Source organism: Pseudomonas sp. LBUM1645 (assembly GCF_059716185.1).
Genome location: NZ_CP166811.1, coordinates 1,177,036 through 1,199,802 on the forward strand (window position 1 = coordinate 1,177,036; position 22,767 = coordinate 1,199,802).

Here is a 22,767-nt window from a genome sequence, read left to right on the forward strand (position 1 = left end):
ATGGGGTAGCTCTTGAAAACAACAATAAATCGCAGCCTTGTAGTGGCGGGCGTGTGCCTGGCTTTGCCTCTTTCGGCCCAGGCGCTGGAGTTCGCCGGTTACTTGCGTAGCGGTGTTGGCACCTCAGTCAACAGCGGTAAACAGCAGTGTTTCCAACTGCCGGGTGCGCAGACCAAATACCGCTTGGGCAACGAATGCGAGCAGTACGCTGAACTGGAGTTGCGCCAGGATCTTTACACCCTGGATGACGGCTCGGTGCTGAGCGTCGACGGCATGGCTTCGTTGTACAACCAGTACGACAAGGACCTGACCTTCAACGGTGACAACGGCTCCGTGCGCCTGCCGCAGGCGTACGCGCAATGGTCGAACATGCCAAGCCTCAACGGCGGTTCGCTGTGGGCCGGTCGGCGTTACTACAAGCGGAACGATATCCACATTTCTGACTTCTACTATTGGAACCAGAGCGCCACCGGCGGCGGTATCGAGGACGTACTGATCGGCGATCTGAAATACAGCTACGCCTTCTCGCGCAAGGACAACCTGTACCAGAAGGACTACATCAACCGTCACGACTTCAACGTTGCCGGCTTCAACACCAACCCCGGCGGTGAACTGGAGTTCGGCCTGAGCTACATCGACAAACCCGACAGCCGCGACGCTCACCGTGGCTGGGCGATCACCACCCAGCATGTGCAGAAAGGCTTTTTGGGTGGCAAGAACAAACTGGCTTTCCAGTACGGCGAAGGTCCCGGCACCGGGTTGGGTTATACCGGTAACGTGAAGCTGGACGACAGCAACAAAAGCTATCGTGTGGTGGAGTTCTTCGACTGGCAAGTGACGCCGCGATTTGGCGGGCAAGTCGAGGCGGTTTACCAGAAAGACATTCGCCAGGACGGCAGTGATCAGAACTGGATTTCCCTGGGCGTTCGCCCGACCTATGCGATCACCGAGCAGTTCAAACTGGTGACCGAACTGGGTCACGATCAGGTCGAAGCCACGGGCGGTACGCGCAAGCTGAGCAAGTTCACCTTCGCACCGACCTGGTCGCCCAAAGGTCCGGAATTCTGGGCGCGCCCCGAGGTGCGTCTGTATTACACCTATGCGAGCTGGAACGAGGCGGCCAAACGGGCGGCCAATGAATTGGCGCAGGGTTCGGCATTGTCCGACACCGGCTCCTTCGGCACGGCGAGACACGGTTCAAATGTCGGATTGCAGGTCGAGTACTGGTGGAAATAGCGCCACACACTGTAGGAGCTGCCGCAGGCTGCGATCTTTTGATTTTTAGCGCACTTGAAGTCGCCAAAAGATCGCAGCCTGCGGCAGCTCCTACAGATACCGCGAGATCGTAAGCGTCCTTTATAAAGAACAAAACAGCAGGTGACGTCATGGCCACACCCCAACAATTGCAACTGCACGCGCCCCTGTCCGGCGTATTGATGCCACTGGCCCTCGTGCCCGATCCGGTGTTTTCCAGCCGCGTGATCGGCGATGGTTTGTGCATCGATCCGACTTCAACGACGTTGTGCGCGCCGCTGGCAGGGGTTGTCAGCAATGTGCAGGCCAGTGGGCATGCAGTCAGCATCACCGACGAAAATGGCGTGCAGGTGTTGATGCACATTGGCCTCGACACGGTGAACCTGGCCGGGAAGGGTTTCACGCGATTGGTGGAGGAGGGCCAGCAGGTTGACGTTGGGCAGGCGCTGATCGAGTTCGATGCCGATTTTGTTGCCTTGAATGCCCGCAGCCTGCTGACGTTGATGCTGGTGGTCAGCGGTGAGCCGTTCACTTGGCTGACGCCGGAAACGGGTTCGGTAGACAGTGGCCAGCCGTTGCTGAGTTTGAGTCCCGCCGAGCAGGCAACGGATGAGTCGGTGAAAGAAGAGGGCGAAGCGCTGTTTTCCAAACCGGTGACACTGGCCAACCCGAACGGCTTGCACGCTCGTCCGGCCGCGGTGTTTGCTCAGGCGGCGAAAGGTTTTTCGGCGAGCATTTACCTGCATAAACAGCAGGAGAGTGCGAACGCGAAATCCCTGGTGGCGATCATGGCGTTGCAGACAGGGCTCGGTGACGTTGTGCAAGTCAGCGCGGCCGGCCCGGATGCTGAAGCGGCGATCAAGACGCTGGCCGAGCTGCTACTGACTGGATGCGGTGAAGCGTTGGCGGCCTCGGCGCAGGTCGAGGCGAATGCGATAGAGGCTTCATCGCTGACGGTGTTGCGTGGGGTTTGCGCATCGGCCGGATCGGCGTTTGGCCAAGTGGTGCAGATAGCCGAACAACACCTGGAAGTGAATGAACTCGGCGCCACACCGCAGGCTGAACGCGATCATCTGTCCCGCGGCTTGGCCGAGGCGCTGGTGGCCCTGCAACAATTGCGTGACAACGCCGTTGGCAGCGCGCAGGCAGACATCTTCAAGGCTCACCAGGAACTGCTCGAAGACCCGGGTTTGCTGGAGGTGGCTCACGTGCTGATTAACGAAGGCAAAAGTGCCGGGTTCGCCTGGCACGCGGCCACCGAGGCGACGGCAACCTTGTTCAAAAACCTGGGCAATGCCTTGCTGGCGGAGCGGGCGGCGGATCTGGCCGATGTCGGCCAGCGAGTGCTCAAGCTGATCCTCGGCGTACAGGATCAGGCGATGGAGCTGCCTGAGGGGGCGATCCTGATCGCCGAACAACTGACGCCGTCACAGACCGCCGGGCTCGATACCCGCAAGGTACTGGGTTTCGTCACGGTCGGTGGCGGCGCTACCAGTCACGTCGCGATCCTCGCTCGGGCGTCCGGTTTGCCGGCGATCTGCGGGTTGCCCGTTCAGGTGCTGGGGCTGGCCAACGGTACCCAAGTGTTGCTCGACGCCGACAAGGGCGAGCTGCATCTGGACCCGGATCTGGCAGCCATCGAGCAGCTACAAGCCAACCGTCAGCGTCAACAGAAGCGCCATCAACATGAGCTGGCGCACGCTGCACTGGCGGCGTGTACCCGCGATGGTCACCATTTTGAAGTGACGGCCAATATCGCCTCGCTGGCTGAAGCGGAACAGGCCATGACGCTGGGCGGAGAGGGCGTGGGCTTGCTGCGTTCGGAGTTTCTTTATCTGGACCGCAACCATGCGCCGAGCCATGACGAACAGGCATCCACCTACAGCGCCATCGCCCGCGCCCTGGGGCCTGCGCGCAATCTGGTAGTGCGGACGTTGGATGTCGGCGGCGACAAACCGTTGGCCTACGTGCCGATGGACAGCGAATCCAACCCTTTCCTCGGTATGCGTGGAATTCGTTTGTGTCTGGAGCGCCCGCAGCTGTTGCGCGATCAGTTCAAAGCGATCCTGAGCAGCGCCGGGCTGGCCCGTCTGCACATCATGCTGCCCATGGTCACGCAGCTGTCGGAGTTGCGACAGGCCCGGCAGCTGCTTGAGGAAGAGGCGCTGGCCTTGGGTCTTACTGAACTGCCGAAACTGGGGATCATGATCGAAGTGCCGGCAGCGGCACTGATGGCCGACCTGTTTGCGCCGGAGGTGGATTTCTTCTCGATCGGCACCAACGACCTGACCCAATACACCTTGGCCATGGACCGCGATCACCCGCGCCTGGCCAGTCAGGCCGACAGTTTTCATCCGTCGGTGCTGCGGCTGATCGCCAGCACCGTGAAGGCCGCCCACGCCCATGGCAAATGGGTCGGTGTGTGTGGCGCCATGGCTTCGGAAACGCTGGCGGTGCCGTTGTTGCTGGGACTTGGGGTGGACGAACTGTCGGTGAGCGTGCCGTTGATTCCTGCGATCAAAGCGGCGGTTCGCGAAGTGGATCTGGTGGACTGCCAGGCCATCGCCCAACAGGTGCTGGGCCTGGAAAGCGCCGAGCAAGTGCGCGAGGCGTTGCGGCTGTATCACGAGGCGACGGTCGATACTTCACTGGTACTGGAGAACTGAGCATGTTCGAGAAAATGCAGCGGGCGTTCTGGAAAGCGTTGACCCCGGACCTGATCGTGGATGAGCCGAAGGTGGTTGCTCAGCCTGTTTCTGGTCTGGCGCCCGATATCGTAGCCGCGCTGGGTGGTGTGGATAACTTGAAGGCGCAGCAGCCGGTGGCGTTGACCCGGGTAAGAGTGGAGTTGCGGGATGTGGGGCGGATGGATCGGCAGGCTTTGAATGTGGCGGGGGTGCCGGGAGTCATGATGCTGGACGAAGGCGTTGTGCATTTGTTGATGGGGGCGGTGGTCACCGGACGCTAGTTGATCAGATTCAAGAGCCACCCCTCACCCCAGCCCTCTCCCCAGAGGGGAGAGGGGGAAAGGGAGCAGATCTCCATGGTGTTCAGATCCTGAGTTCGACTCGATTTTTCAGGTCGATGTAGCTCCAAGAACAACTCGGTCAGTCCCCTCTACCCCCTGGGGAGAGGGTTAGGGTGGGTAAAAACCGGGTACATCCTTTACGTTTGAGACCGGGGACATGGTTTACAGGTATCAATCATGGTCAGGAGGTACTGACCATGCCCTGGAATCGAGAGTCCCCGATGGATCAGCGAGTGAAATTAATCCATGACTGGCTTAGCGGCAGTTACAGCAAGAGCCAACTGAGTCGACGATATGGCGTTAGCCGTCCGACGGTCGATAAGTGGCTTGATCGGTATGCAACCTGCGGCGTAGATGGCTTGAAAGAGCGCTCGCGAAAACCGCTGAGCTGTCCGCATCAAACCCGCGATGAAATCATTGCCACGTTGCTTGCGAAGAAAAGCGAGCACCCGGATCGCGGGCCGAAGCAACTGATCCAGCGCCTGCGCAATGCGCAGCCGCAGATCGCTTGGCCGGCCGCCAGCACCGCTGGAGAGTGGCTGAAAAAGGCCGGTCTGGTGATTCCTCGACGGCTGCGCCAGCCCCGCCCGCATGGGCCAGTGCATCTACGTCAGGCCGACGAACCCAATCAAACCTGGTGCGCCGATTTCAAAGGGCAATTCAGAACCCAGGACGGCCACTGGTGCTATCCGCTGACCATCACCGACCATGCCAGTCGCTATCTTCTGGAATGCCGGGCGCTTCCCAGCACCCACGGTGAACCTACGCGTCAGGGCTTCGAGTGGGCGTTCCGGGAGTTCGGCATGCCTGATGTGATCCGCACCGATAACGGCGCGCCATTTGCGTCGACAGGCTTGGCCCGCCTCTCCAGGCTGTCCGTCTGGTTCATCAGGCATGGTGTCCACCCCGAAACAATCAAGCCAGGACGCCCGGATCAGAACGGTCGGCATGAACGCATGCACCGCACGCTAAAGGCTGCCGTGCTCAGGCCGCCGGCAGAAAACCTGCTGCGTCAGCAGCTTGCCTTTGAGGACTTCGTACAGGATTTCAATCACGCACGGCCTCATACGGCGCTGGAGATGAAGACGCCAGCGGATATCTATCGCCCGTCACTCAGACCTTATCCAGGCTATTTGCCGGCGGTCGAATACGGGGCCGACGTCGAAGTACGGCGGGTGCGCAAGAATGGTGAGATCAAGTGGCAAGGGGCCCTGATCTTTCTGGGCGAGGCACTGATCGACGAGCACGTCGCGCTGAAGGAAGTGGCTGATGGCGTGTGGGAGTTGTACCTTTGCTCTTTCCCTTTAGGCAGGCTTGAACGCGGTGCCAAACGCGTATCAAGCCTGTTAAATGTGTAAACGATGTACCCGGTCAAATGTGTAAAGGATGTACCGGTCTCTACAGTGAGGGGTGGCCCTTGCAGACGCCTGCGGCCATCCGCCACCCCACCCTTACTGTTTCTCAACCGCAGGTGTATCGTATTCGCCTTTTACAGGCCCCGCGCCTGTCGCTGATACGTGAGGTAGTTGAGTTCATGTCCTTTACCCGTCGCCAAATTCTCGGTGGCCTGGCCGGTCTTGTTGTCGTTGGTGTCGGGGCGGGGGGCGCGTCGCGGTATTGGTTGGGCAAGATGGCCGACGCCGACGCGGGCCACGACTATGAGCTGATCGCCGCACCGCTGGACGTCGAACTGGTAGCCGGGCACAAGACCGAAGCCTGGGCGTTCGGCCCGTCGGCGCCGGGCACCGAGTTGCGGGTGCGTCAGGGCGAATGGCTACGGGTACGTTTCATCAACCACCTGCCGGTCGCTACCACCATTCATTGGCACGGCATCCGCCTGCCGCTGGAAATGGACGGCGTGCCCTACGTTTCGCAGCTTCCAGTGCTGCCAGGCGAATACTTTGACTACAAATTCCGCGTGCCCGACGCCGGCAGCTACTGGTATCACCCGCATGTGAACAGCAGCGAAGAACTCGGTCGCGGGCTGGTCGGCCCGTTGATCATCGAAGAGCGCGAGCCTACCGGTTTCAAGTACGAGAAAACCTTGAGCCTCAAGAGCTGGCACGTCGATGAAGAGGGCGCTTTTGTCGCGTTCAGCATTCCTCGCGAAGCGGCCCGTGGTGGCACGGCGGGGCGTTTGTCGACCATCAACGGTGTCTCGCAAGCGGTGATCGAGTTGCCCGCCGGGCAGATCACCCGAGTGCGCCTGCTCAACCTCGATAACACCCTGACCTACCGACTCAACATTCCTGGCGTCGAAGCGCAGATCTACGCGCTGGACGGCAATCCCATCGAACCGCGCCCGTTGGGCAAGGAATACTGGCTCGGCCCGGGCATGCGCATTTGCTTGGCGATCAAGGCACCGCCAGCCGGTGAAGAGCTGTCCCTGCGCAACGGTCCGGTTCGCCTTGGCACGTTCCGTTCAGTGGCGAACACCGATGCACCGACCGAATGGCCGCCCGCGCTGCCCGCCAACCCGGTGGCTGAGCCGGACCTGGCCAATGCCGAGAAACTCAACTTCAATTTCGAATGGGTAGGCTCAGTGTCGGTGAACGTCGACAATGGCAAGCCGCCGAGCCTGTGGCAGATCAACGGCAAGGCCTGGGACATCACCGACAAAACCTGCGCCGACCGCCCGATTGCCAAGCTCGAGAAGGGCAAGAGCTACATTTTCGAATTGAAAAACATGACTCAGTATCAGCACCCGATTCACCTGCACGGCATGAGTTTCAAGGTCATCGCCTCGAACCGGCACAAGGTCATTCCGTACTTCACCGACACTTACCTGTTGGGCAAGAACGAGCGCGCGCAAGTGGCGCTGGTGGCGGATAACCCGGGGATCTGGATGTTCCACTGCCACGTGATTGATCACATGGAAACCGGCCTGATGGCCGCTATCGAGGTGGCGTGATGCGTCAGATACGTCCCGCAGTGATCATCGACCGCAGCCGAGATCGTGACTTCATGCGCGAAGCCCTGGCCCTGGCTGCCCAAGGCGCGGCGCTGGGTGAAGTGCCGGTGGGCGCGGTGCTGGTTCAGGACGGTGAAATCATTGGCCGGGGTTTCAACTGCCCGATCAGCGGCAACGACCCGAGTGCTCATGCCGAGATGGTCGCGATCCGTGCGGCGGCGTTGGCGGCCAGTAACTATCGTCTGCCCGGCAGCACGCTGTACGTGACGCTTGAGCCGTGCAGCATGTGCGCCGGGCTGATCGTGCATTCGCGGATTGCTCGGGTGGTGTATGGCGCGCTGGAGCCAAAGGCCGGGATTGTGCAGAGTCAGGGGCAGTTTTTTACCCAGGGTTTTTTGAATCACCGGGTGCTCTATGAAGGCGGGGTGTTGGCGGACGAATGTGGGGCGGTGTTAAGCGAGTTCTTCAAGGCCCGAAGAGCCAAATCTTCAGACTAAACACCGAACCCCTGTGGGAGCGAGCTTGCTCGCGATAGCGGACTGACATTCAACATTGATGTTGGATGTTATGGCCTCATCGCGAGCAAGCTCGCTCCCACAGGGGATCTCCTTTGAATTGGAGATCGGGGGTTACTTGCGGGCGACGATCACGGCACGCATCGGCGCCGGCAGCCCTTCAACCGTCTTGCTGTGATCTTCCGGGTCAAGGAAATCGCTCAACGACTGATACTTCATCCACTCCGTCCCGCGTTGTTCCTCGATCGTCGTCACGCTCACGTCCACACAACGAACATCGGTGAACCCTGCCCGGCGCAGCCACAGTTCCAGCGCCGGCACCGATGGCAGGAACCACACGTTACGCATCTGCGCATAACGGTCTTCCGGCACCAATACCTGCTGCTGATCGCCCTCGATCACCAGGGTCTCCAGCACCAGTTCGCCGCCCTTGACCAGGCAATCCTTCAGCGCCAGCAAATGCTCGATCGGCGAGCGACGGTGGTAAAACACGCCCATGGAAAACACCGTATCGAAGCCTTCCATATTCGGCGGCAGGTCTTCGAAAGGGAACGGCAGATGCCAGGCATTCGGTTCGGACAGGTAACGCTGCACCGCCTGGAACTGGCAGAAGAACAGCCAGTTCGGATCGACGCCGATCACGCTGTCGGCACCGGCGCCGAGCATGCGCCACATGTAGTAGCCATTGCCGCACCCGACATCGAGGATGCGTTTGCCCTTCAGATCCAGATGCGGTGCGACCCGCGACCACTTCCAGTCCGAACGCCATTCGGTATCGACGTGCACGCCAAACAAATCGAACGGCCCTTTGCGCCATGGCGATAAACCCATCAGCGCGGTGCGCATCTGAGCGCGGGTTTCGTCGTCGCAATCGGTGTCCAGCGTCAGGCCGTTAAGCAGATCGATTTCGCTCGGCTGAATCTTCGGCAAGGCGTCCAGCGCACTCTGCCAGCGCTCCAGGTCTCCGTGACCTTTTTCCATTTTCTTGTCGAGCTGCGCTTGCAGAGTGTTGGCCCAATCGGCCAGCGGCGTGCCGGCCAGACGGCGGGCGAGGGGGGACAAATCAATCATGGCAAGGCAATCAACGAGGCAAAGTTAAGACACTGGAACCACGGCACGACTTTCGAGAAACCGGCGGCCAGCAGGCGCTCGCGGTGTTCTTCGAGGCTGTCGGGCTTCATGACGTTTTCGATGGCGCTGCGCTTCTGGGCAATCTCGAGTTCGCTGTAGCCGTTGGCGCGTTTGAACGCGACATGCAGATCGGTGAGCAGCGCGTGTTCGTCCGGATCATTGAAGCGCAGCTTCTCCGACAGAATCAGCGCGCCACCGGGCAACAGCGATTGGCGGATACGCGAGAGCAACGCGGTGCGCTGTTCCGGGGCGATGAATTGCAGGGTGAAATTCAAGGCGACCACGGAGGCTGGCTGGAATTCGAGGGCGAGGATGTCGCCTTCGATCACTTCCACCGGCAGCAACTCCTGGAACATCGAGTCCTGACCGTTGAGGTACTCGCGGCAACGTTCGACCATCGCCGCGGAGTTATCCACAGCGATGACACGGCAGCCGTCAGTGCGCACGTGACGACGCAAGGCTTGGGTCACCGCGCCGAGCGACGAACCCAGATCGTAGAGCACGCTGTTGGGCTGGGCGAACTGCGCGGCGAGCACGCCGAGGTTTTCAACGATGGTTGGATAACCTGGCACCGAGCGCTTGATCATGTCCGGGAACACCCGCACCACGTCCTCGTTAAAGGCGAAGTCAGGCACCTGGGCCAAAGGCTGGGCGAAAAGGCGATCGGGGTCTTTGCTCACGGCGGTTCCAGCGGTGTAGGTGGAAAAGGCCGGCATTTTAGCCAAATTGACGGGGGGATGCGCGGGTTGTCTGATAAAGCGCTGCGGACAGTGACAATCCATTGTGGCGAGGGAGCTTGCTCCCGCTGGGCTGCGCAGCAGCCCCAAATCTGGCGAGCGCTGCGCACTCGAGCGGGAGCAAGCTCCCTCGCCACAGGGGTCAGCGTTGTTCTTGAGAAAAGGCCGACGCCGTAATCCCCCACTGCCCCAGCCAGTAGCTGAGGATGATCACGTAAGGCGCGGCATTAAATGGCAAGACAAACCGATTGATGCCAATCACGCTGTCAGAGAACACAAACGCCACCGCACCTGCCGCCGCCAGCAGCGCCGAGCGTTTGGGCACGTCGGTGCCGAGTCGAGCGAGCGCCCGCCAAAGCATGGCGCTTATGGCCAGACCGTAGACGATCACTGGGATGAGCAACGGACCCAGCCCATTGGAAATCAAGATCCCTAGCAATACCGCGCCGACGCCCAAAGCGATGATCAGCGGTAACAGCGCCAGTCGCCGGCAATCACTCAAGTAGGCCTTCAGATACGCCAAGTGGGCGATCAGAAACGCTCCGAGACCGAACACAAACAAATCCCCCGGCCAAGCCAGCAGCACATCGCCGAGCAGGGAGAAAATCAGTCCAAGGCTGATCCAGCGACGGTATTCGCTGGGCGGTGCGTCGTGCAACCAGCCGAGCAAGGCCAAAACCGGCAATGGCTTGACCAGCAGGCAGAGCAACGCCGCATGCACACTGACGCCGTAGAGGAACGTCACCGCGCCCATCAGCGCCAGAATCAGCCAGCCCACAATCAGTTAACCGAGATCGCGCAGTCGAAGGTTTCCACTGCCGGTACTTCCGGTGCCCATGGTTGTGAGTAGGTCAGGCGCAAACGGCCCGTGCCCGCGGCGAAGGACTGGAAGCGCCAGGTGGAGATGCCGGCGCTGCCGACGATCCCCGCGTCTTCCGGGTTGCTGTAGACCTCGGGGCTAAGTGCGCGCAATACGCCACCGGCCGAATCCTGGATGGCCCAGCGGTAACCCGTGGTCGGGTTGCTTGGCAGGGTCAGGATCAGGTTTTGCCCGCTGTGCAGCTTTACCGGGCATTCGCTTTGTTTTTCCACGGTCACGTTCTGTTTCGGCTGCGTGGCGCAGGCGGCCAGCAGGGAGAGGGCGAGGGGGACAAACAGGCGAGTGGGGGACATAAGGTCAGTGGCTCCGGCATTCACGACGAACGGCGAGCATAACTGAAGATGAGACAAATTGTGACGGGGCGGGAAATGTCGTTGTTCGTGCCGACGCCATCGCGAGCAAGCTCGCTCCCACAGGGGGACGGAGATAAACCTGTGGGAGATGAGACAAATTGTGACGGGGCGGGAAATGTCGTTGTTCGTGCCGACGCCATCGCGAGCAAGCTCGCTCCCACAGGGGGACGGAGATAAACCTGTGGGAGATGAGACAAATTGTGATGGGGCGGGAAATGTCGTTGTTCGTGCCGACGCCATCGCGAGCAAGCTCGCTCCCACAGGGGGACGGAGATAAACCTGTGGGAGCGAGCTTGCTCGCGATGGCGGTCGTATTGTCGCTACATCACCGTCAGAACAGAATCTTCGCCACATCCGCAAAGCGTTTGGCAAAGTGCACGGTAATCCCTTCCTTCAGATAATCCGGCAATTCTTCAAAGCTACCGCGGTTGGGCTCCGGCAGGATCAATTCGAAGATCTTCTGCCGCCGCGCCGCGATCACCTTCTCGCGCACTCCGCCAATCGGCAGTACATGCCCGGTCAGCGTCAGTTCGCCGGTCATGGCGATGCCTTTTTTCGGCGCCTGGTTTCGGGCGAGCGAGAGCAGGGCGCTGGCCATGGTCACGCCGGCGCTCGGGCCGTCTTTCGGGGTGGCGCCTTCCGGGACGTGCAGGTGAACGAAGGCTTCGTCGAAGAACTTCGGATCACCGCCAAACGACTTCAGATTGGAGCTGACGTAGCTGTAGGCGATTTCCGCCGACTCTTTCATCACGTCACCCAATTGCCCGGTGAGTTTGAAGCCACGGTTCAAGGTGTGAATACGCGTGGCTTCGATCGGCAAGGTCGCGCCGCCCATGCTGGTCCAGGCCAGCCCGGTGATGACGCCGGTACCGGACAGCACTTGCTCGTTACGGAACACCGGATGCCCGAGTGAGGCTTCGAGGTCTTTCGGACCGATTTTGATCACTGCTTTCGGCTCGTCGATCAATTTCACCACGGCTTTGCGCACCAGTTTGCCCAGTTCTTTTTCCAAGTGGCGCACCCCGGCTTCACGGGCATATCCGTCGATCAATGCTTTCAACGCGCTGTCGCTGATGCTCAGGCTGCCTTTGGATACACCGGCTTTTTCCAGCTGCTTGGGCCACAGGTGACGCTTGGCGATGGCGATTTTTTCTTCGGTGATGTAACCCGACAGGCGAATTACTTCCATCCGGTCCAGCAACGGGCCGGGAATCGAATCCAGGGTGTTGGCGGTGCAAATGAACAGCACTTTCGACAGGTCCAGGCGCAAGTCCAGGTAGTGGTCGAGGAATTCGACGTTTTGTTCCGGGTCGAGGGTTTCCAGCAGCGCCGAGGCCGGGTCGCCCTGGTAGCTCTGGCCCATCTTGTCGATCTCGTCGAGCATGATCACCGGGTTCATCACTTCGACGTCTTTCAACGCCTGCACGAGTTTGCCCGGTTGCGCGCCGATGTAGGTGCGGCGGTGGCCCTTGATCTCGGCTTCGTCGCGCATGCCACCGAGGCTGAAGCGGTAGAACGGCCGGCCGAGGGATTCGGCAATGGATTTGCCGACGCTGGTTTTACCCACGCCCGGCGGGCCGACCAGCAGCACAATGGAACCGCTGATCTCACCTTTGTAGGCTCCGACGGCGAGGAACTCGAGGATACGGTCCTTGATGTCGTCGAGCCCGGCATGGTGTTTGTCCAACACCTTGCGCGCGTGCTTGAGGTCGAGTTTGTCCTCGCCATACACGCCCCACGGCACCGAGGTCGCCCAGTCGAGGTAGTTGCGGGTGACCGCATACTCCGGCGAACCGGTCTCGAGGATCGACAGTTTGTTCATTTCCTCTTCGACGCGTTTTTGCGCCTGGGGCGGCAGAACCTTGCCTTCCAGACGTTGTTCGAACTGCTCGATGTCAGCGCTGCGGTCGTCCTTGGTCAGCCCCAGCTCTTGCTGGATGACCTTGAGTTGTTCCTTGAGGAAGAACTCGCGCTGATGTTCGCCGATCTTGCGGTTAACTTCGGCGGAAATCTCTTTCTGAAGGCGCGCGACTTCGACTTCCTTGCGCAGCATCGGCAGGACTTTTTCCATGCGCTTGAGCATGGGAACGCAGTCGAGCACTTCTTGCAGCTCGCTGCCGGTGGCCGAAGTCAGGGCCGCGGCGAAGTCGGTCAGCGGCGATGGATCGTTGGGGCTGAAGCGGTTGAGGTAGTTCTTCAGCTCTTCGCTGTACAGCGGGTTGAGCGGCAGCAGTTCCTTGATCGCGTTGATCAGCGCCATGCCGTAGGCCTTGACCTCGTCGGTCGGCTCGGTGGGCTGGTGCGGGTATTCGACTTCTACCAGGTACGGCGGGCGATGGTGCTTGAGCCAGGTGCGGATGCGCACGCGGGTCAGGCCTTGGGCGACGAATTGCAGTTTGCCGTTTTCGCGACTGGCGTGGTGCACCTTGACCAGCGTGCCGTAGAGCGGCAGGGCCGAGGTGTCGAAATGGCGCGGGTCTTCCTGGGGCGTGTCCATGTAGAACAGGGCCAGGGAGTGGTGATCGGATTTGCTCACCAGGTCGAGGGTTTCGGCCCACGGTTCTTCGTTGACGATGACCGGCAGCACTTGGGCCGGGAAGAATGGGCGGTTGTGGATCGGGATGATATAGACCTTGTCCGGCAGGTTCTGGCCTGGCAGGGCGAGGCCTTTGCCGGTGGAGTGGTGTTCGGCGTTCTCTGGGTCGGCGTATTCGCTCGGGTCTTCGGGGAATTCTTGCTGGTCGCTCATGGGGCACCTGCGCAATTGGGTATGGGTGTTAGATGGGGCGGGTGGGAGGTGGTTTCAATGGCGGGGGATATTTCTGGGTGTGTGTTCAGGGTTTTGACAGGTGCGTTTGACTTGGCGGCCTTTGGGCCGACCATGTTGTGGGTTGACTGGGTATATATCCGTTGTTGCGGTAACGGCTGCTTAGGGTTTCGCCCTTACGGCGACTCACTTTTTTTTCAAACGCCAAAAATAAGTAAGCAAAAAAAGGCTCGCCCCGAGCGTCCGGCCCCTCGCTTAGGCTCGGCGTTCCTTCGTTCCGGCATTCATCTGGGGGCATCGCCTACGGTCGGCTGCGCTTCGACCTCCTCTCGATGTGTTCGACTGCGTCGAACGGCGCTGCGCGCCTGCCCCCCAGATGAACACCTCCACTCAGCCTCCCGAAGGGGCGGGTGGATCAAGATCACAAGCTGCAGGCGAGCTAACGCTCGGCCTGTTGAGTGGTGAGGGGCGGGGGGGGGTAGCGATTTCATTAGTGGATTAGTGGATTAGCGGTGTGGCGCAGGTTTTGGCACTTCGATGTTATCCAGCACCCGGTTCGCGGTGATCTCCGCCAGCATGATGTTGTTTGAAATACCCAGCAGGGCATTACGCGACCCACCGTCAAGATGGTCCGCCAGGTGATGGACCATCACCTCGACCGAGGCCAGCGTCTCGACCAGAAAAACCACGAGGGCTTCGGTCGTGGCCTCTGAGTCCACTGTGAACAGGGTGCTGGACGTGCGCGGGGTGGCTTTGATGTCGGCAATCGGCGGGAAGTGGAAGTCGAGGGCGCGCTCGGCGGCATCGTTGAGTTTTTTAGAATCGAGGGATTCGTAGGGGGAAACGTCGTCGGTTCTCGGGGGATTCGGGGTTTCTTTGATCATGGTGAAGCTCCATTCGAAGAAAGGGAGTTAGCCACGACTGCGATCAAGCAGTTGGGCGGCACACCGTACGCAGGTTGGTCGACCAGGGAATGGAACCCGGCAGGGCCGGGGCCCTCCCACGCACAGCTCGCCATGAAGCAAGCACGAAAAGTGCGCCATTCTAAACGTGGGCGACCAGACCCGTTCGCTGAGTTTGCAGCGACGGGAAAATCTATCTCCCGGCCTTCCGACGCGACAACCGATAGAGGTTGTCGGAATCCTCCCTCAGAACAGCCAAGTCTGTAGGACGTACGTAAATTTTTTCAGGCTAATCTCGATCAAGTGTGGGAGCGAGCTTGCTCGCGATAGCGGTGTGTCAGCCAACATTGATGTTGAATGTTAAACAGCCATCGTCGGAACGCCGCCCGGACCAAGCTCGCTCCCACAGGGGGATGTGCGGTGTGACGGGAAATCCAGCGGCCACAAAAAAGGCGACCCCCTCACAGGAGTCGCCTTTCCTTTAACCGCCGCTAAAACTTACTCGGACAGTTTGTACGCAATCACATAGTCACCTTGCTTGGTGCCCAGCGAACCATGACCACCCGCAACAACAAGCACGTATTGCTTGCCGTCCTTGCCGGTGTAGGTCATCGGCGTGGTTTGCGCGCCTGCTGGCAGGCGGCCTTCCCACAGTTGCTTGCCGTTTTTCACGTCGTAGGCGCGCAGGTACTGGTCGAGGGTGCCGCTCAGGAAGCCAACGCCGCCAGCAGTGACGAAGGTACCGCCCAGGCTAGGCACGCCCATGCTCAGCGGGATCGGAACCGGTGAGCTGTCGCGCACGGTGCCGTTTTTGTGTTTCCAGATGATTTTGCTGGTGGTCAGGTCGACCGCTGTCACGTAACCCCAGGCCGGTGCCTGGCACGGCAGGCCCAAAGGCGAGAGCAGGGGTTCGAGGATGACGCCGTATGGCGCGCCTTTGTTCGGCTGCACGCCTTCGGTTTCGCTTTTACGCGGGCCTTGGGCAGCGATTTCGGCGGCCGGGATCATTTTCGATTTGAACGCCATGTAGTCCGGGTTCATGAAAGCAATCTGACGCACCGGGTCAACCGAGATGCCGCCCCAGTCGAACACGCCGAAGTTGCCTGGATACACGATCGAACCTTGCAGCGATGGCGGTGTGAACGGGCCTTCGTAGCGCATGGATTTGAAGTCGATCCGGCAGATCAGTTGGTCGAACGGCGTGACGCCCCACATGTCGCGTTCTTTCAGCGGCGGCGGCATCAGGTTCAGGTCGGATTTCGGCTGGGTTGGCGAAGTGTGATCACCTTCGACAGCGCCTTGTGGCACCGGCACTTCGTTGATCGGCACGATGGCCTTGCCGGTGCTGCGGTCCAGCACGTAGATGCTGCCTTGCTTGGTGGACGCGAGTACCGCTGGCTTCACGCCGTCAGCGGTTTTCAGGTCCATCAGGGTTGGCTGGCCACCGACGTCCATGTCCCACAGGTCATGGTGGGTGAACTGGAAGTGCCAGCGCACTTTACCGGTGGCAATGTCGAGGGCGGTCAGGCCAGCGGCGTGCAGTTCCGATTCAGGGGTGCGATCGCCACCGAACTGGTCCGGGGTCTGGTTGCCCATCGGCAGGTAAAGCATGCCGAGTTTTTCGTCGACCGCGAACATGGACCACATGTTCGGCGAGTTGCGGGTGTAGACCTTGCCTTCGGCAATCGGCGTGGTGTCGTCCGGGTTGCCGCTGTCCCAGTTCCACACCAGTTTGCCGGTGTGTACGTCGAACGCGCGGATCACGCCGCTTGGCTCGTCGGTGGAGACGTTGTCGGTGACGTGGCCACCAATCACTACCAGGTCTTTAGTCACGGCTGGTGGCGAGGTGGAGTAGTAACCGCCAGCGTTGAAGCCGCCGATGTTGGCGCTCAGGTCGACCTGGCCCTTGTCGCCAAAGTCTTCGCACATCTTGCCGGTGTCGGCGTCGAGGGCGATCAGACGGGTGTCGGCAGTCGGCAGGAAGATCCGGCGTGGGCAGACAGTGCTGACTGGCGCAGGGCTGGCGGTGCCGGTCGGGCTTTGCTCGGACGCGTAGGCGGCGTCATCGTGATAGGTCACGCCACGGCAGGTCATGTGCGCCCAACCCTTGAAGTTCGCCGCGTTTTGCGTGGAGAGCTTCGGATCGAAACGCCAGATTTCCTTGCCGGTGTCCGGGTCCAGCGCGATCACCTGGCTGTGCGGCGTGCAGACGTAGAGCATGCCGTTGACTTTCAGCGGGGTGTTTTCGGCAGTGGTTTCGCCCGGGTCGTTCGGCCCTGGCAGGTCGCCGGTGCGGAAGGTCCAGGCCGGAACGAGCTTGTTCGCGTTCTGCGGCGTGATCTGTGCCAGTGGCGAGTAACGATCGCCATGAGCGCTGCGGCCGTAGGAATTCCAGTCACCGTCCGGCATGGCCGGGGCAGTGTTGGTCATGCCCGGCACGCTGTCGCGGTCCAGTTGGCCTTTGATTTCACCGGGGTTGGTGAACTGGCTGGCCAGCGCGGCAACACCGGCAATCGCCACGGCAGCGCTCAGCGCACCCGTGCCGACCGGATTGAATCCACCGCGATGTAGCGGGTGGCGGACCCACGGCAGCAGCATGACGATACCGATGGCAAACAACATCGCCAGGCGCGGCACCAGTTGCCACCAATCGAGGCCGACTTCCCACAGGGCCCAGACGGTGCTGGCGAACAGCACCGCTGCGTACAGGCCCAGTGCAGAGCGGCGGGCAGCGATCAGCAGCCCCCCGGTCAGCGCCAGTCCGATACCGGCCAGCAGGTAATACAGCGAGCCGCCGAGCATGCTCAGCTTGATCCCCCCGGCCAGCATGGCCAGGCCCATTAGCAGAAGCAGGATACCGAGCAGGCTCGGCAGCAGACGGCTTCGACTCAAAGCACCATCAGTGCTCATAGTGTGGTTCTCCGTGACGTTTTAAGTAGTCCCGCGCAAGTTCACTGTAGATGACGATCAGGTGCGGGTATGGTTCAGTTATAAAAGTGAATCTTGGTAGAGCGGGTTCAATTGATGCATTCCCCTGTGGGAGCGAGCTTGCTCGCGATAGCGGCCTCTCATTCAGCATTGATGTCGACTGACACTCCGCTATCGCGAGCAAGCTCGCTCCCACAGGGGGTTGTGGTGTTCCACAGGTTTTTGTGGTGTTGGTTAGAACGACGACTGGATCTTGATCCCGCCAATCAGCGCGTCATCGACCTTGTCCACGCCACCGGGGTGGCGGATGTATTGCAGGTTCGGGCGCACGGTCAGCCAGTTCGTGACGTGCACGCCGTAATAGAGTTCGGCGCTGTATTCGGTGTCCTGCGGTGGCAGGAAGGACGGGTCGTTGTAGTCGAAGACCGCGCGGGCCTGATTGGTCGCCTCGGCGTTCTTGCGATAGGCCGGGTTGACGTGGACGCGGGCCAGGGCGAAACCGATATCGTCCTTGGCGCGTGCATCGAACAAGCCTTTGTAGACGACGCCTGCCTGGACATAGTTGTCGATGGCGTTGGTCTTCTTGTCGTGCATCGTGCCGTTGGCGAACACGCTCAGGCCGCGGGAGTTATCGCTGGCGCGGCTGGTCAGTTGCTGCTGCACGCCGAGCCACACGCCGTGTTTGCTCGACGCGCTACGGTAAGCCTCGCCGCTCAGGGCTGCCGGCTGACCGTTGCTGTCCTTGTAAGCGTCGGTGGCGTTGGCACTGCTGTAGTAATAGCCGGCGCGGTATTCACCCGGCAGGCCGTTGAGTTTCGGCGACCACACCAGTTCCACCGGCAGGATCGCGCCCTGGGTGCCGCTGCCGCTGAGCTTGAAGCCATTGTCGCGATCGAGGTTCGACGGGTTTTGCTCGTAGGCGCCGACCTGCGCGTACAGCTCCGGCGTCAGGTGATATTTGACCCGCATCGCCCACTGGCTGACCGGCCAGTTGTACCAGATGCCACCGACCCAGTTGCCGACCTGCGAGCCGCAGAACGCGAGGTTCTGGAAGTCGCAGGGGAAGCTGTTGAAGTCTTCGCCTTCGCCGAAACGGCCGACCTTGATGTCGAGCTTTTGATCGAAGAATTTCTGCTGATACCACATCTGCGTCAGACGCCAGGTTTGCCCGCGACCCCAGACTTCCTGAGCCGAGGTGAACCCGCCCACGCGCGGATCATTGATGCGGTCATTGCTGATGTTGTTGCCGCTGCGCTCGGTGATGGTCAGCTGAAATTCGGCGTCGCCCCAGCCCAGAATTTTCTGCAGGTCCATGTGGGTGCCGAGGCCAAACTGGTCGCTGTAGCGAGCGGTGCGGTCATGGTCGTAACCGCCGTGCAGATTGCTGCCCATTTCGCCGGTGTAATCGACTTTGAAGTCGTAGCCTTTTTCCGAAAGTTCGGTGCGCGTGCCGTTCCAGTCGCCGAGCATCCACGGCGACTCGCTATCGAAGGCCGGAGCGGCCTGGGTGCAAGTGGCGAGGCCCAACGCGGTGAATCCGCCGATCAGGTTCAGGGCTTTTCGACGAGCAATAGCGTTGCAGACAGCGCTGTCTCGCGGAGTTTGAAAATAAGGCATAGGGGAAGTAATTCTGGGTCTTTTTCTGGGGGAGTGAACTGAAGCGGCAGTATGTCGCGGGCAGCGGAAGCGTTTCAGCTTGACGGGCGCAAGGATAATGGCCTGTTACAAATAGAGAAAGCGCTTTTACTGACATGGAGCGTTTCGGATTTGGTAACAGTTAGTGGGAAAAGATCGCAGCCTCGTTTCACTCGACAGCTCCTACATTGGAATTCGTTCACCTGTAGGAGCTGTCGAGTGAAACGAGGCTGCGATCTTTTGCGTTTCACCTACATTTAACTGACAACACACAGATCGCTTCCCCCCAACGAAGCCCTCGGCTAAGGTGCGCGGCTTCTTCACTCCTTCTACGCTCAAAGGCCCGGCATGACCGAACAGAACAACAACCCGCTGCACGGCGTGACGCTGGAGCAAATCCTCAACGCGCTGGTTGAACACTATGAATGGTCGGGGCTGGCCGAGCGCATCGATATCCGCTGCTTCAAAAGTGATCCGAGCATCAAGTCGAGCCTGACATTCCTTCGCAAAACCCCGTGGGCGCGGGAGAAGGTCGAGCGCTTGTACGTGAAGTTGATGCGCACCAAGCGACCGGTCTGAACATGGTCAACCCACCGACGCCAGGTTCTGCCACGAGGCGTCGTTTTGTCGCCGTGGCTGCGGTGCTGGGCTGGGCGGGACTGAGCATTCAGCTGTACCTGATTTTCTACTCACGCTGGACGCTGGCGGCCAGCCTGCTCGGTGGGCTGGTGAGCTTCTTCAGCTATTTCACCGTGCTGAGCAATACGCTGGTGGCGACCGTGCTGACGTGTGAGCTGACGTCCCGCGAGTCGGCCGCGCGCCGCTGGTTTTTGCAGCCGTGGGTGAGTAGCGGCATTGCCGTGAGCATCGTCGTGGTCGGCTTGGGGTACAACGTGTTGTTGCGCCATTTATGGCATCCGCAAGGCTGGCAATGGCTGGCCGATGAGCTGATGCATGACGTCATGCCGCTGCTGTTTCTGGCTTATTGGTGGTGCTGCGTGCCGAGAGGCACATTACGACTGCGGCATATCGCGGCGTGGGTGATCTATCCGGTGGTGTACTTCGCGTACTTGTTGTGGCGCGGGCATCTGCTGGCGGTTTATCCCTATCCGTTCATTGATGTCGGCAAGCTGGGTTATCCACAGGTGTTTGTGAATGCCGGGGGGCTGCTATTGGGTTTTGTGGCGATAGCGTTGTTGGTGGTTGTGCTGGATAGACGTCGTCGCCAATAAAATAGCCAGGATCGCAGCCTTCGGCAGCTCCTACAATGGATCGTCGTACGCCCTGTAGGAGCTGCCGCAGGCTGCGATCTTTTAAGGTTTCACTCGTCGTCGCTATCATCCAGCCGCCAGTAGCCGACGGCTTTGACTGACTGCTCCTTAAGCCCGTGCTCATCCAGCAACACCCGACGTATCTGCCGCGATACTTTGCTCTCGGTCGCCACCCATGCGTACAGATTGCCGCTGGGCACCTGCAGCTGCTTCACGGTGTTCAGCAGGTTATTCCTGCCGCCTTCGCGCAGTACCCAGATCACATTGACCTGCGCGGCGCTTTCCAGGCGTTGCTGCTCGGCGCCGTTCTCCACTTCGATGATCACCAGTGCCCGGCGATTGGCCGCCAGGCCTTCCAGTCGACGAGCAATCGCGGGGATGGCCGTCTCATCGCCGATCAACAGGTAGCTGTCGAAAATGTCCGGCACAACCATCGACCCCCGAGGCCCGCCGATGTGCAGGAATTGGCCGGGTTTGGCCTGCTCGGCCCAAGTCGCGGCAGGGCCGTCGCCGTGCAGCACGAAGTCGATGTCCAGTTCCAGCGTGTCGAGGTCGTAGCGGCGCGGCGTGTAGTCGCGCATCGCCGGCATCGGCCCGTTGTCTTTGCCGGCACCGAGCACCAGGGTTTCCAGGGCGGCTTGTTCCGCCGCGTTTTGCGGGAACAACAGTTTGACGTGGTCGTCCGTGCCGAGGCTGACGAAGCCCGCCAACTCCGGTCCACCCAACGTGATGCGGCGCATGCGCGGCGTGAGGTCGACCACCCGCAACACTTCCAGGCGACGGCGTTTGATCTCGTGGCTGACACGGTGAATGGTTTGCACGATCACTTCAGTCATTCGGCTTGCTCCTGAGCGGGTTGAACGACAGGGCCATCGACGATGGCTTTGGCGGTGTTGTTGAGCAGGTCGCGCACCCGCAGGATTTCTTCCGGGCTCCAGCGGCCGTGATGCATCTGCAAGGCATGACGCAAGTTGTGCACCGCTTCGTGGATCTCGGCGGGGCGGTCATGGCCGCGCAATGAGCGCTTGCTGACCTCGATGCGCATCCGTACGCCGTCCAGTGCGATTGCCTGGTCGCTTAACGACAGTCGTCCGGCGTCGGTGATGGTGTAGCGTTTTTTCCCGCCCTCGGCGTCGCCCAGGATCATTTCGCTTTCTTCAAGGAAGGTCAGGGTCGGGTAGATCACGCCGGGGCTGGGGCTGTAGGCGCCGTCGAACATGCTTTCGATCTGGCGGATCAGGTCATAGCCGTGGCAAGGCTGCTCGGCGATCAGCGCCAGCAGCAGCAGTTTCAGATCGCCTGGGGCGAACACCCGCGGGCCTCGGCCACCCCGTTCGCGGCCGGGGCTAGGGCGTTTCTCGAAGCCGTCGCGGCCGTCGCTATGTTCTCTGTGGGAATGATGGTCTCTCATTTTGCGTCTTCTCTCGTCGTATTTAGATACAACTTAAGATATATCTTAAGCGGAGGGCAAGACGTTTTTTGCAAGGGGCTGATCGGTGCCGACGAACGGTTGGCGCGGTCAATGTTGCAATTCACCAGGAAAAATCACCGTACATAAGCTGACTTTGTTGCCTGCACAGGAATTGTTTAATAGTTAAAGTTATTGCTCTAATAATAATTGAGCTTATGTTCTAAAAATCCTGCAAGTCCATTGTTGTATAGGTGAAGCCGCTGTATGGTTTTTTGCGTAAAACTGTATGTAGGCCATAACTTACAGTCACTGTTTTGTATTTGAATTTTTTGTTTGTTTTTCCTTCCGGGTGTGAGGTTGTTTAACTACGCGCTCATAGGAAGTTGCCTGCTTACTTTCCAGAACAAGAGGTCGAAGATGTTTCGGCGTTGGAAGTTCAAATAAAGCGACCTGTTACGGGTAAGCGTTTTTTAACTTTTAATGAACCGATTCCATAAAGAAAACAGGTACTTAACAATGTTCAAGAAAATCGCAATCGCTGCCCCATTGGCTCTTCTGGCACTGGGTTCCTCCGGGGCATTTGCCGCAGGTGAAGCTGCTCACTCCATCAGCATCGTCGCCCACGTGCCGACTAACGGTTTCTACGTGGTGCCTACCAACCCTGACCTCGTCAACAAGGATCAGGACATGAGCTTCCAGCCTGCCAGCGGCAAAATGGGAGAAGTGAACGGGTTCTTCGATGTGCGCAACAACAGCGGTTCGGTTCACGCCAGCTTGGACAGCACACCAAAACTGATCTCTGGTTCCGATACCATTGATTTGAAAGTGGAGCTCAATAACAAGCAACTCACCTTGACCCCGCAACTGGTTGTAGGTGAAGCCGAGTCTGACGTGAACTTCCGGGCCCCGCTGAAAATCAGTGCGGTAGGTACGACCTTCACGCCGGGCGACTACACCGGTGTCGTGGCAATGACCTTCGACGCTGTCCCTCCTGTGGCCGTCTCGCGCTAACTTTCAAAGTCGCGCAAACCGACAGGGCAAACA

19 protein-coding genes are annotated in these 22,767 nt (G+C 60.0%); 9 read left to right on the top strand and 10 right to left on the bottom strand.

Going from position 1 to position 22,767, the window contains the following annotated elements:
• The first annotated feature begins 12 nt into the window (after positions 1-12).
• The 6 genes from ACA079_RS05115 (at position 13) to tadA (ending at position 7,690) form a co-directional block, all read left to right on the top strand.
• On the top strand, positions 13-1,236 hold the full coding sequence (locus ACA079_RS05115; RefSeq protein WP_497702781.1) for a maltoporin: 1,224 nt from the start codon (positions 13-15) through the stop codon (positions 1,234-1,236).
• Between the two features lie 149 nt (positions 1,237-1,385).
• Positions 1,386-3,920, top strand: a complete 2,535-nt coding sequence (ptsP, locus tag ACA079_RS05120) for a phosphoenolpyruvate--protein phosphotransferase (RefSeq protein WP_497702782.1) — start codon at positions 1,386-1,388, stop codon at positions 3,918-3,920.
• Between the two features lie 2 nt (positions 3,921-3,922).
• The gene (locus tag ACA079_RS05125) at positions 3,923-4,222 is read left to right on the top strand and encodes a PTS sugar transporter subunit IIB (RefSeq protein WP_497702783.1); all 300 of its coding nucleotides are present in this window, start codon (positions 3,923-3,925) and stop codon (positions 4,220-4,222) included.
• Positions 4,223-4,479: 257 nt separating this feature from the next.
• Positions 4,480-5,640 carry an integrase core domain-containing protein gene (locus tag ACA079_RS05130; RefSeq protein WP_497701752.1) on the top strand — a complete coding sequence of 387 codons (1,161 nt, stop codon included), beginning with the start codon at positions 4,480-4,482 and terminating at the stop codon, positions 5,638-5,640.
• Between the two features lie 176 nt (positions 5,641-5,816).
• A complete protein-coding gene (locus ACA079_RS05135; RefSeq protein ID WP_150658658.1) occupies positions 5,817-7,193 on the top strand; it encodes a multicopper oxidase family protein in 1,377 nt (458 codons plus the stop codon).
• Complete coding sequence (gene tadA / locus ACA079_RS05140; protein WP_497702784.1) at positions 7,193-7,690, top strand: tRNA adenosine(34) deaminase TadA; 498 nt, start codon at positions 7,193-7,195, stop codon at positions 7,688-7,690. The genes ACA079_RS05135 and tadA overlap by 1 nt, the downstream gene beginning before the upstream one ends.
• A gap of 132 nt (positions 7,691-7,822) precedes the next feature.
• Here the strand turns inward: tadA and cmoB are convergent, their stop codons facing one another.
• From cmoB to ACA079_RS05180, 8 genes are all read right to left on the bottom strand, one after another.
• Positions 7,823-8,779 carry a tRNA 5-methoxyuridine(34)/uridine 5-oxyacetic acid(34) synthase CmoB gene (cmoB, locus tag ACA079_RS05145; RefSeq protein ID WP_497702785.1) on the bottom strand — a complete coding sequence of 319 codons (957 nt, stop codon included), beginning with the start codon at positions 8,777-8,779 and terminating at the stop codon, positions 7,823-7,825.
• A complete protein-coding gene (gene cmoA, locus ACA079_RS05150) occupies positions 8,776-9,555 on the bottom strand; it encodes a carboxy-S-adenosyl-L-methionine synthase CmoA (protein WP_497702786.1) in 780 nt (259 codons plus the stop codon). The genes cmoB and cmoA overlap by 4 nt, the downstream gene beginning before the upstream one ends.
• A 163-nt stretch (positions 9,556-9,718) precedes the next feature.
• Complete coding sequence (locus ACA079_RS05155) at positions 9,719-10,354, bottom strand: lysoplasmalogenase (protein WP_497702787.1); 636 nt, start codon at positions 10,352-10,354, stop codon at positions 9,719-9,721.
• A gap of 2 nt (positions 10,355-10,356) precedes the next feature.
• Positions 10,357-10,749: a protease inhibitor I42 family protein gene (locus ACA079_RS05160; protein ID WP_497702788.1), complete on the bottom strand. Its 393-nt coding sequence runs from the start codon at positions 10,747-10,749 to the stop codon at positions 10,357-10,359.
• Positions 10,750-11,140: 391 nt separating this feature from the next.
• Positions 11,141-13,558 (bottom strand): endopeptidase La, encoded by a 2,418-nt coding sequence (gene lon / locus ACA079_RS05165; protein WP_497702789.1) that lies wholly within the window; start codon positions 13,556-13,558, stop codon positions 11,141-11,143.
• A gap of 524 nt (positions 13,559-14,082) precedes the next feature.
• Entirely contained in the window at positions 14,083-14,460 is a 378-nt protein-coding gene (locus ACA079_RS05170; RefSeq protein ID WP_497702790.1) for a DUF6124 family protein, read from the bottom strand.
• 516 nt (positions 14,461-14,976) lie between these two features.
• Complete coding sequence (locus ACA079_RS05175) at positions 14,977-17,388, bottom strand: glucose/quinate/shikimate family membrane-bound PQQ-dependent dehydrogenase (RefSeq protein WP_497702791.1); 2,412 nt, start codon at positions 17,386-17,388, stop codon at positions 14,977-14,979.
• A 252-nt stretch (positions 17,389-17,640) separates the two neighbouring features.
• A complete protein-coding gene (locus tag ACA079_RS05180) occupies positions 17,641-19,023 on the bottom strand; it encodes a carbohydrate porin (RefSeq protein WP_497702792.1) in 1,383 nt (460 codons plus the stop codon).
• Positions 19,024-19,389: 366 nt separating this feature from the next.
• On the opposite strand from ACA079_RS05180, the gene ACA079_RS05185 reads away from it, so the two are divergent.
• Both ACA079_RS05185 and ACA079_RS05190 read left to right on the top strand, forming a co-directional pair.
• Positions 19,390-19,620, top strand: coding sequence for a VF530 family protein (locus ACA079_RS05185; protein WP_007944895.1), 231 nt, complete (start codon positions 19,390-19,392; stop codon positions 19,618-19,620).
• Between the two features lie 2 nt (positions 19,621-19,622).
• Positions 19,623-20,273, top strand: coding sequence for a Pr6Pr family membrane protein (locus tag ACA079_RS05190; protein WP_497702793.1), 651 nt, complete (start codon positions 19,623-19,625; stop codon positions 20,271-20,273).
• A gap of 89 nt (positions 20,274-20,362) precedes the next feature.
• On the opposite strand, the gene ACA079_RS05195 is transcribed toward ACA079_RS05190, so the two are convergent.
• A complete protein-coding gene (locus tag ACA079_RS05195; protein WP_497702794.1) occupies positions 20,363-21,148 on the bottom strand; it encodes a siderophore-interacting protein in 786 nt (261 codons plus the stop codon).
• A complete protein-coding gene (locus tag ACA079_RS05200) occupies positions 21,145-21,723 on the bottom strand; it encodes a PadR family transcriptional regulator (protein WP_497702795.1) in 579 nt (192 codons plus the stop codon). Before ACA079_RS05200 ends, ACA079_RS05195 begins: the two co-directional genes overlap by 4 nt.
• Positions 21,724-22,239: 516 nt before the next feature.
• Here ACA079_RS05200 and ACA079_RS05205 point away from each other — a divergent pair.
• Positions 22,240-22,734, top strand: coding sequence for a CS1 type fimbrial major subunit (locus tag ACA079_RS05205; protein WP_497702796.1), 495 nt, complete (start codon positions 22,240-22,242; stop codon positions 22,732-22,734).
• The last annotated feature ends 33 nt before the right edge of the window (positions 22,735-22,767 follow it).

Excerpts from the sequence above, each read along its gene's own strand:
- ptsP (WP_497702782.1), top strand. The coding sequence starts at position 1,386 with ATGGCCACACCCCAACAATTGCAACTGCACGCGCCCCTGTCCGGCGTA.
- ACA079_RS05125 (WP_497702783.1), top strand. The coding sequence starts at position 3,923 with ATGTTCGAGAAAATGCAGCGGGCGTTCTGGAAAGCGTTGACCCCGGAC.
- ACA079_RS05130 (WP_497701752.1), top strand. The coding sequence starts at position 4,480 with ATGCCCTGGAATCGAGAGTCCCCGATGGATCAGCGAGTGAAATTAATC.
- ACA079_RS05135 (WP_150658658.1), top strand. The coding sequence starts at position 5,817 with ATGTCCTTTACCCGTCGCCAAATTCTCGGTGGCCTGGCCGGTCTTGTT.
- tadA (WP_497702784.1), top strand. The coding sequence starts at position 7,193 with ATGCGTCAGATACGTCCCGCAGTGATCATCGACCGCAGCCGAGATCGT.
- cmoB (WP_497702785.1), bottom strand. The coding sequence starts at position 8,779 with ATGATTGATTTGTCCCCCCTCGCCCGCCGTCTGGCCGGCACGCCGCTG.
- cmoA (WP_497702786.1), bottom strand. The coding sequence starts at position 9,555 with ATGCCGGCCTTTTCCACCTACACCGCTGGAACCGCCGTGAGCAAAGAC.
- ACA079_RS05160 (WP_497702788.1), bottom strand. The coding sequence starts at position 10,749 with ATGTCCCCCACTCGCCTGTTTGTCCCCCTCGCCCTCTCCCTGCTGGCC.
- lon (WP_497702789.1), bottom strand. The coding sequence starts at position 13,558 with ATGAGCGACCAGCAAGAATTCCCCGAAGACCCGAGCGAATACGCCGAC.
- ACA079_RS05170 (WP_497702790.1), bottom strand. The coding sequence starts at position 14,460 with ATGATCAAAGAAACCCCGAATCCCCCGAGAACCGACGACGTTTCCCCC.
- ACA079_RS05175 (WP_497702791.1), bottom strand. The coding sequence starts at position 17,388 with ATGAGCACTGATGGTGCTTTGAGTCGAAGCCGTCTGCTGCCGAGCCTG.
- ACA079_RS05180 (WP_497702792.1), bottom strand. The coding sequence starts at position 19,023 with ATGCCTTATTTTCAAACTCCGCGAGACAGCGCTGTCTGCAACGCTATT.
- ACA079_RS05185 (WP_007944895.1), top strand. The coding sequence starts at position 19,390 with ATGACCGAACAGAACAACAACCCGCTGCACGGCGTGACGCTGGAGCAA.
- ACA079_RS05190 (WP_497702793.1), top strand. The coding sequence starts at position 19,623 with ATGGTCAACCCACCGACGCCAGGTTCTGCCACGAGGCGTCGTTTTGTC.
- ACA079_RS05195 (WP_497702794.1), bottom strand. The coding sequence starts at position 21,148 with ATGACTGAAGTGATCGTGCAAACCATTCACCGTGTCAGCCACGAGATC.
- ACA079_RS05200 (WP_497702795.1), bottom strand. The coding sequence starts at position 21,723 with ATGAGAGACCATCATTCCCACAGAGAACATAGCGACGGCCGCGACGGC.
- ACA079_RS05205 (WP_497702796.1), top strand. The coding sequence starts at position 22,240 with ATGTTCAAGAAAATCGCAATCGCTGCCCCATTGGCTCTTCTGGCACTG.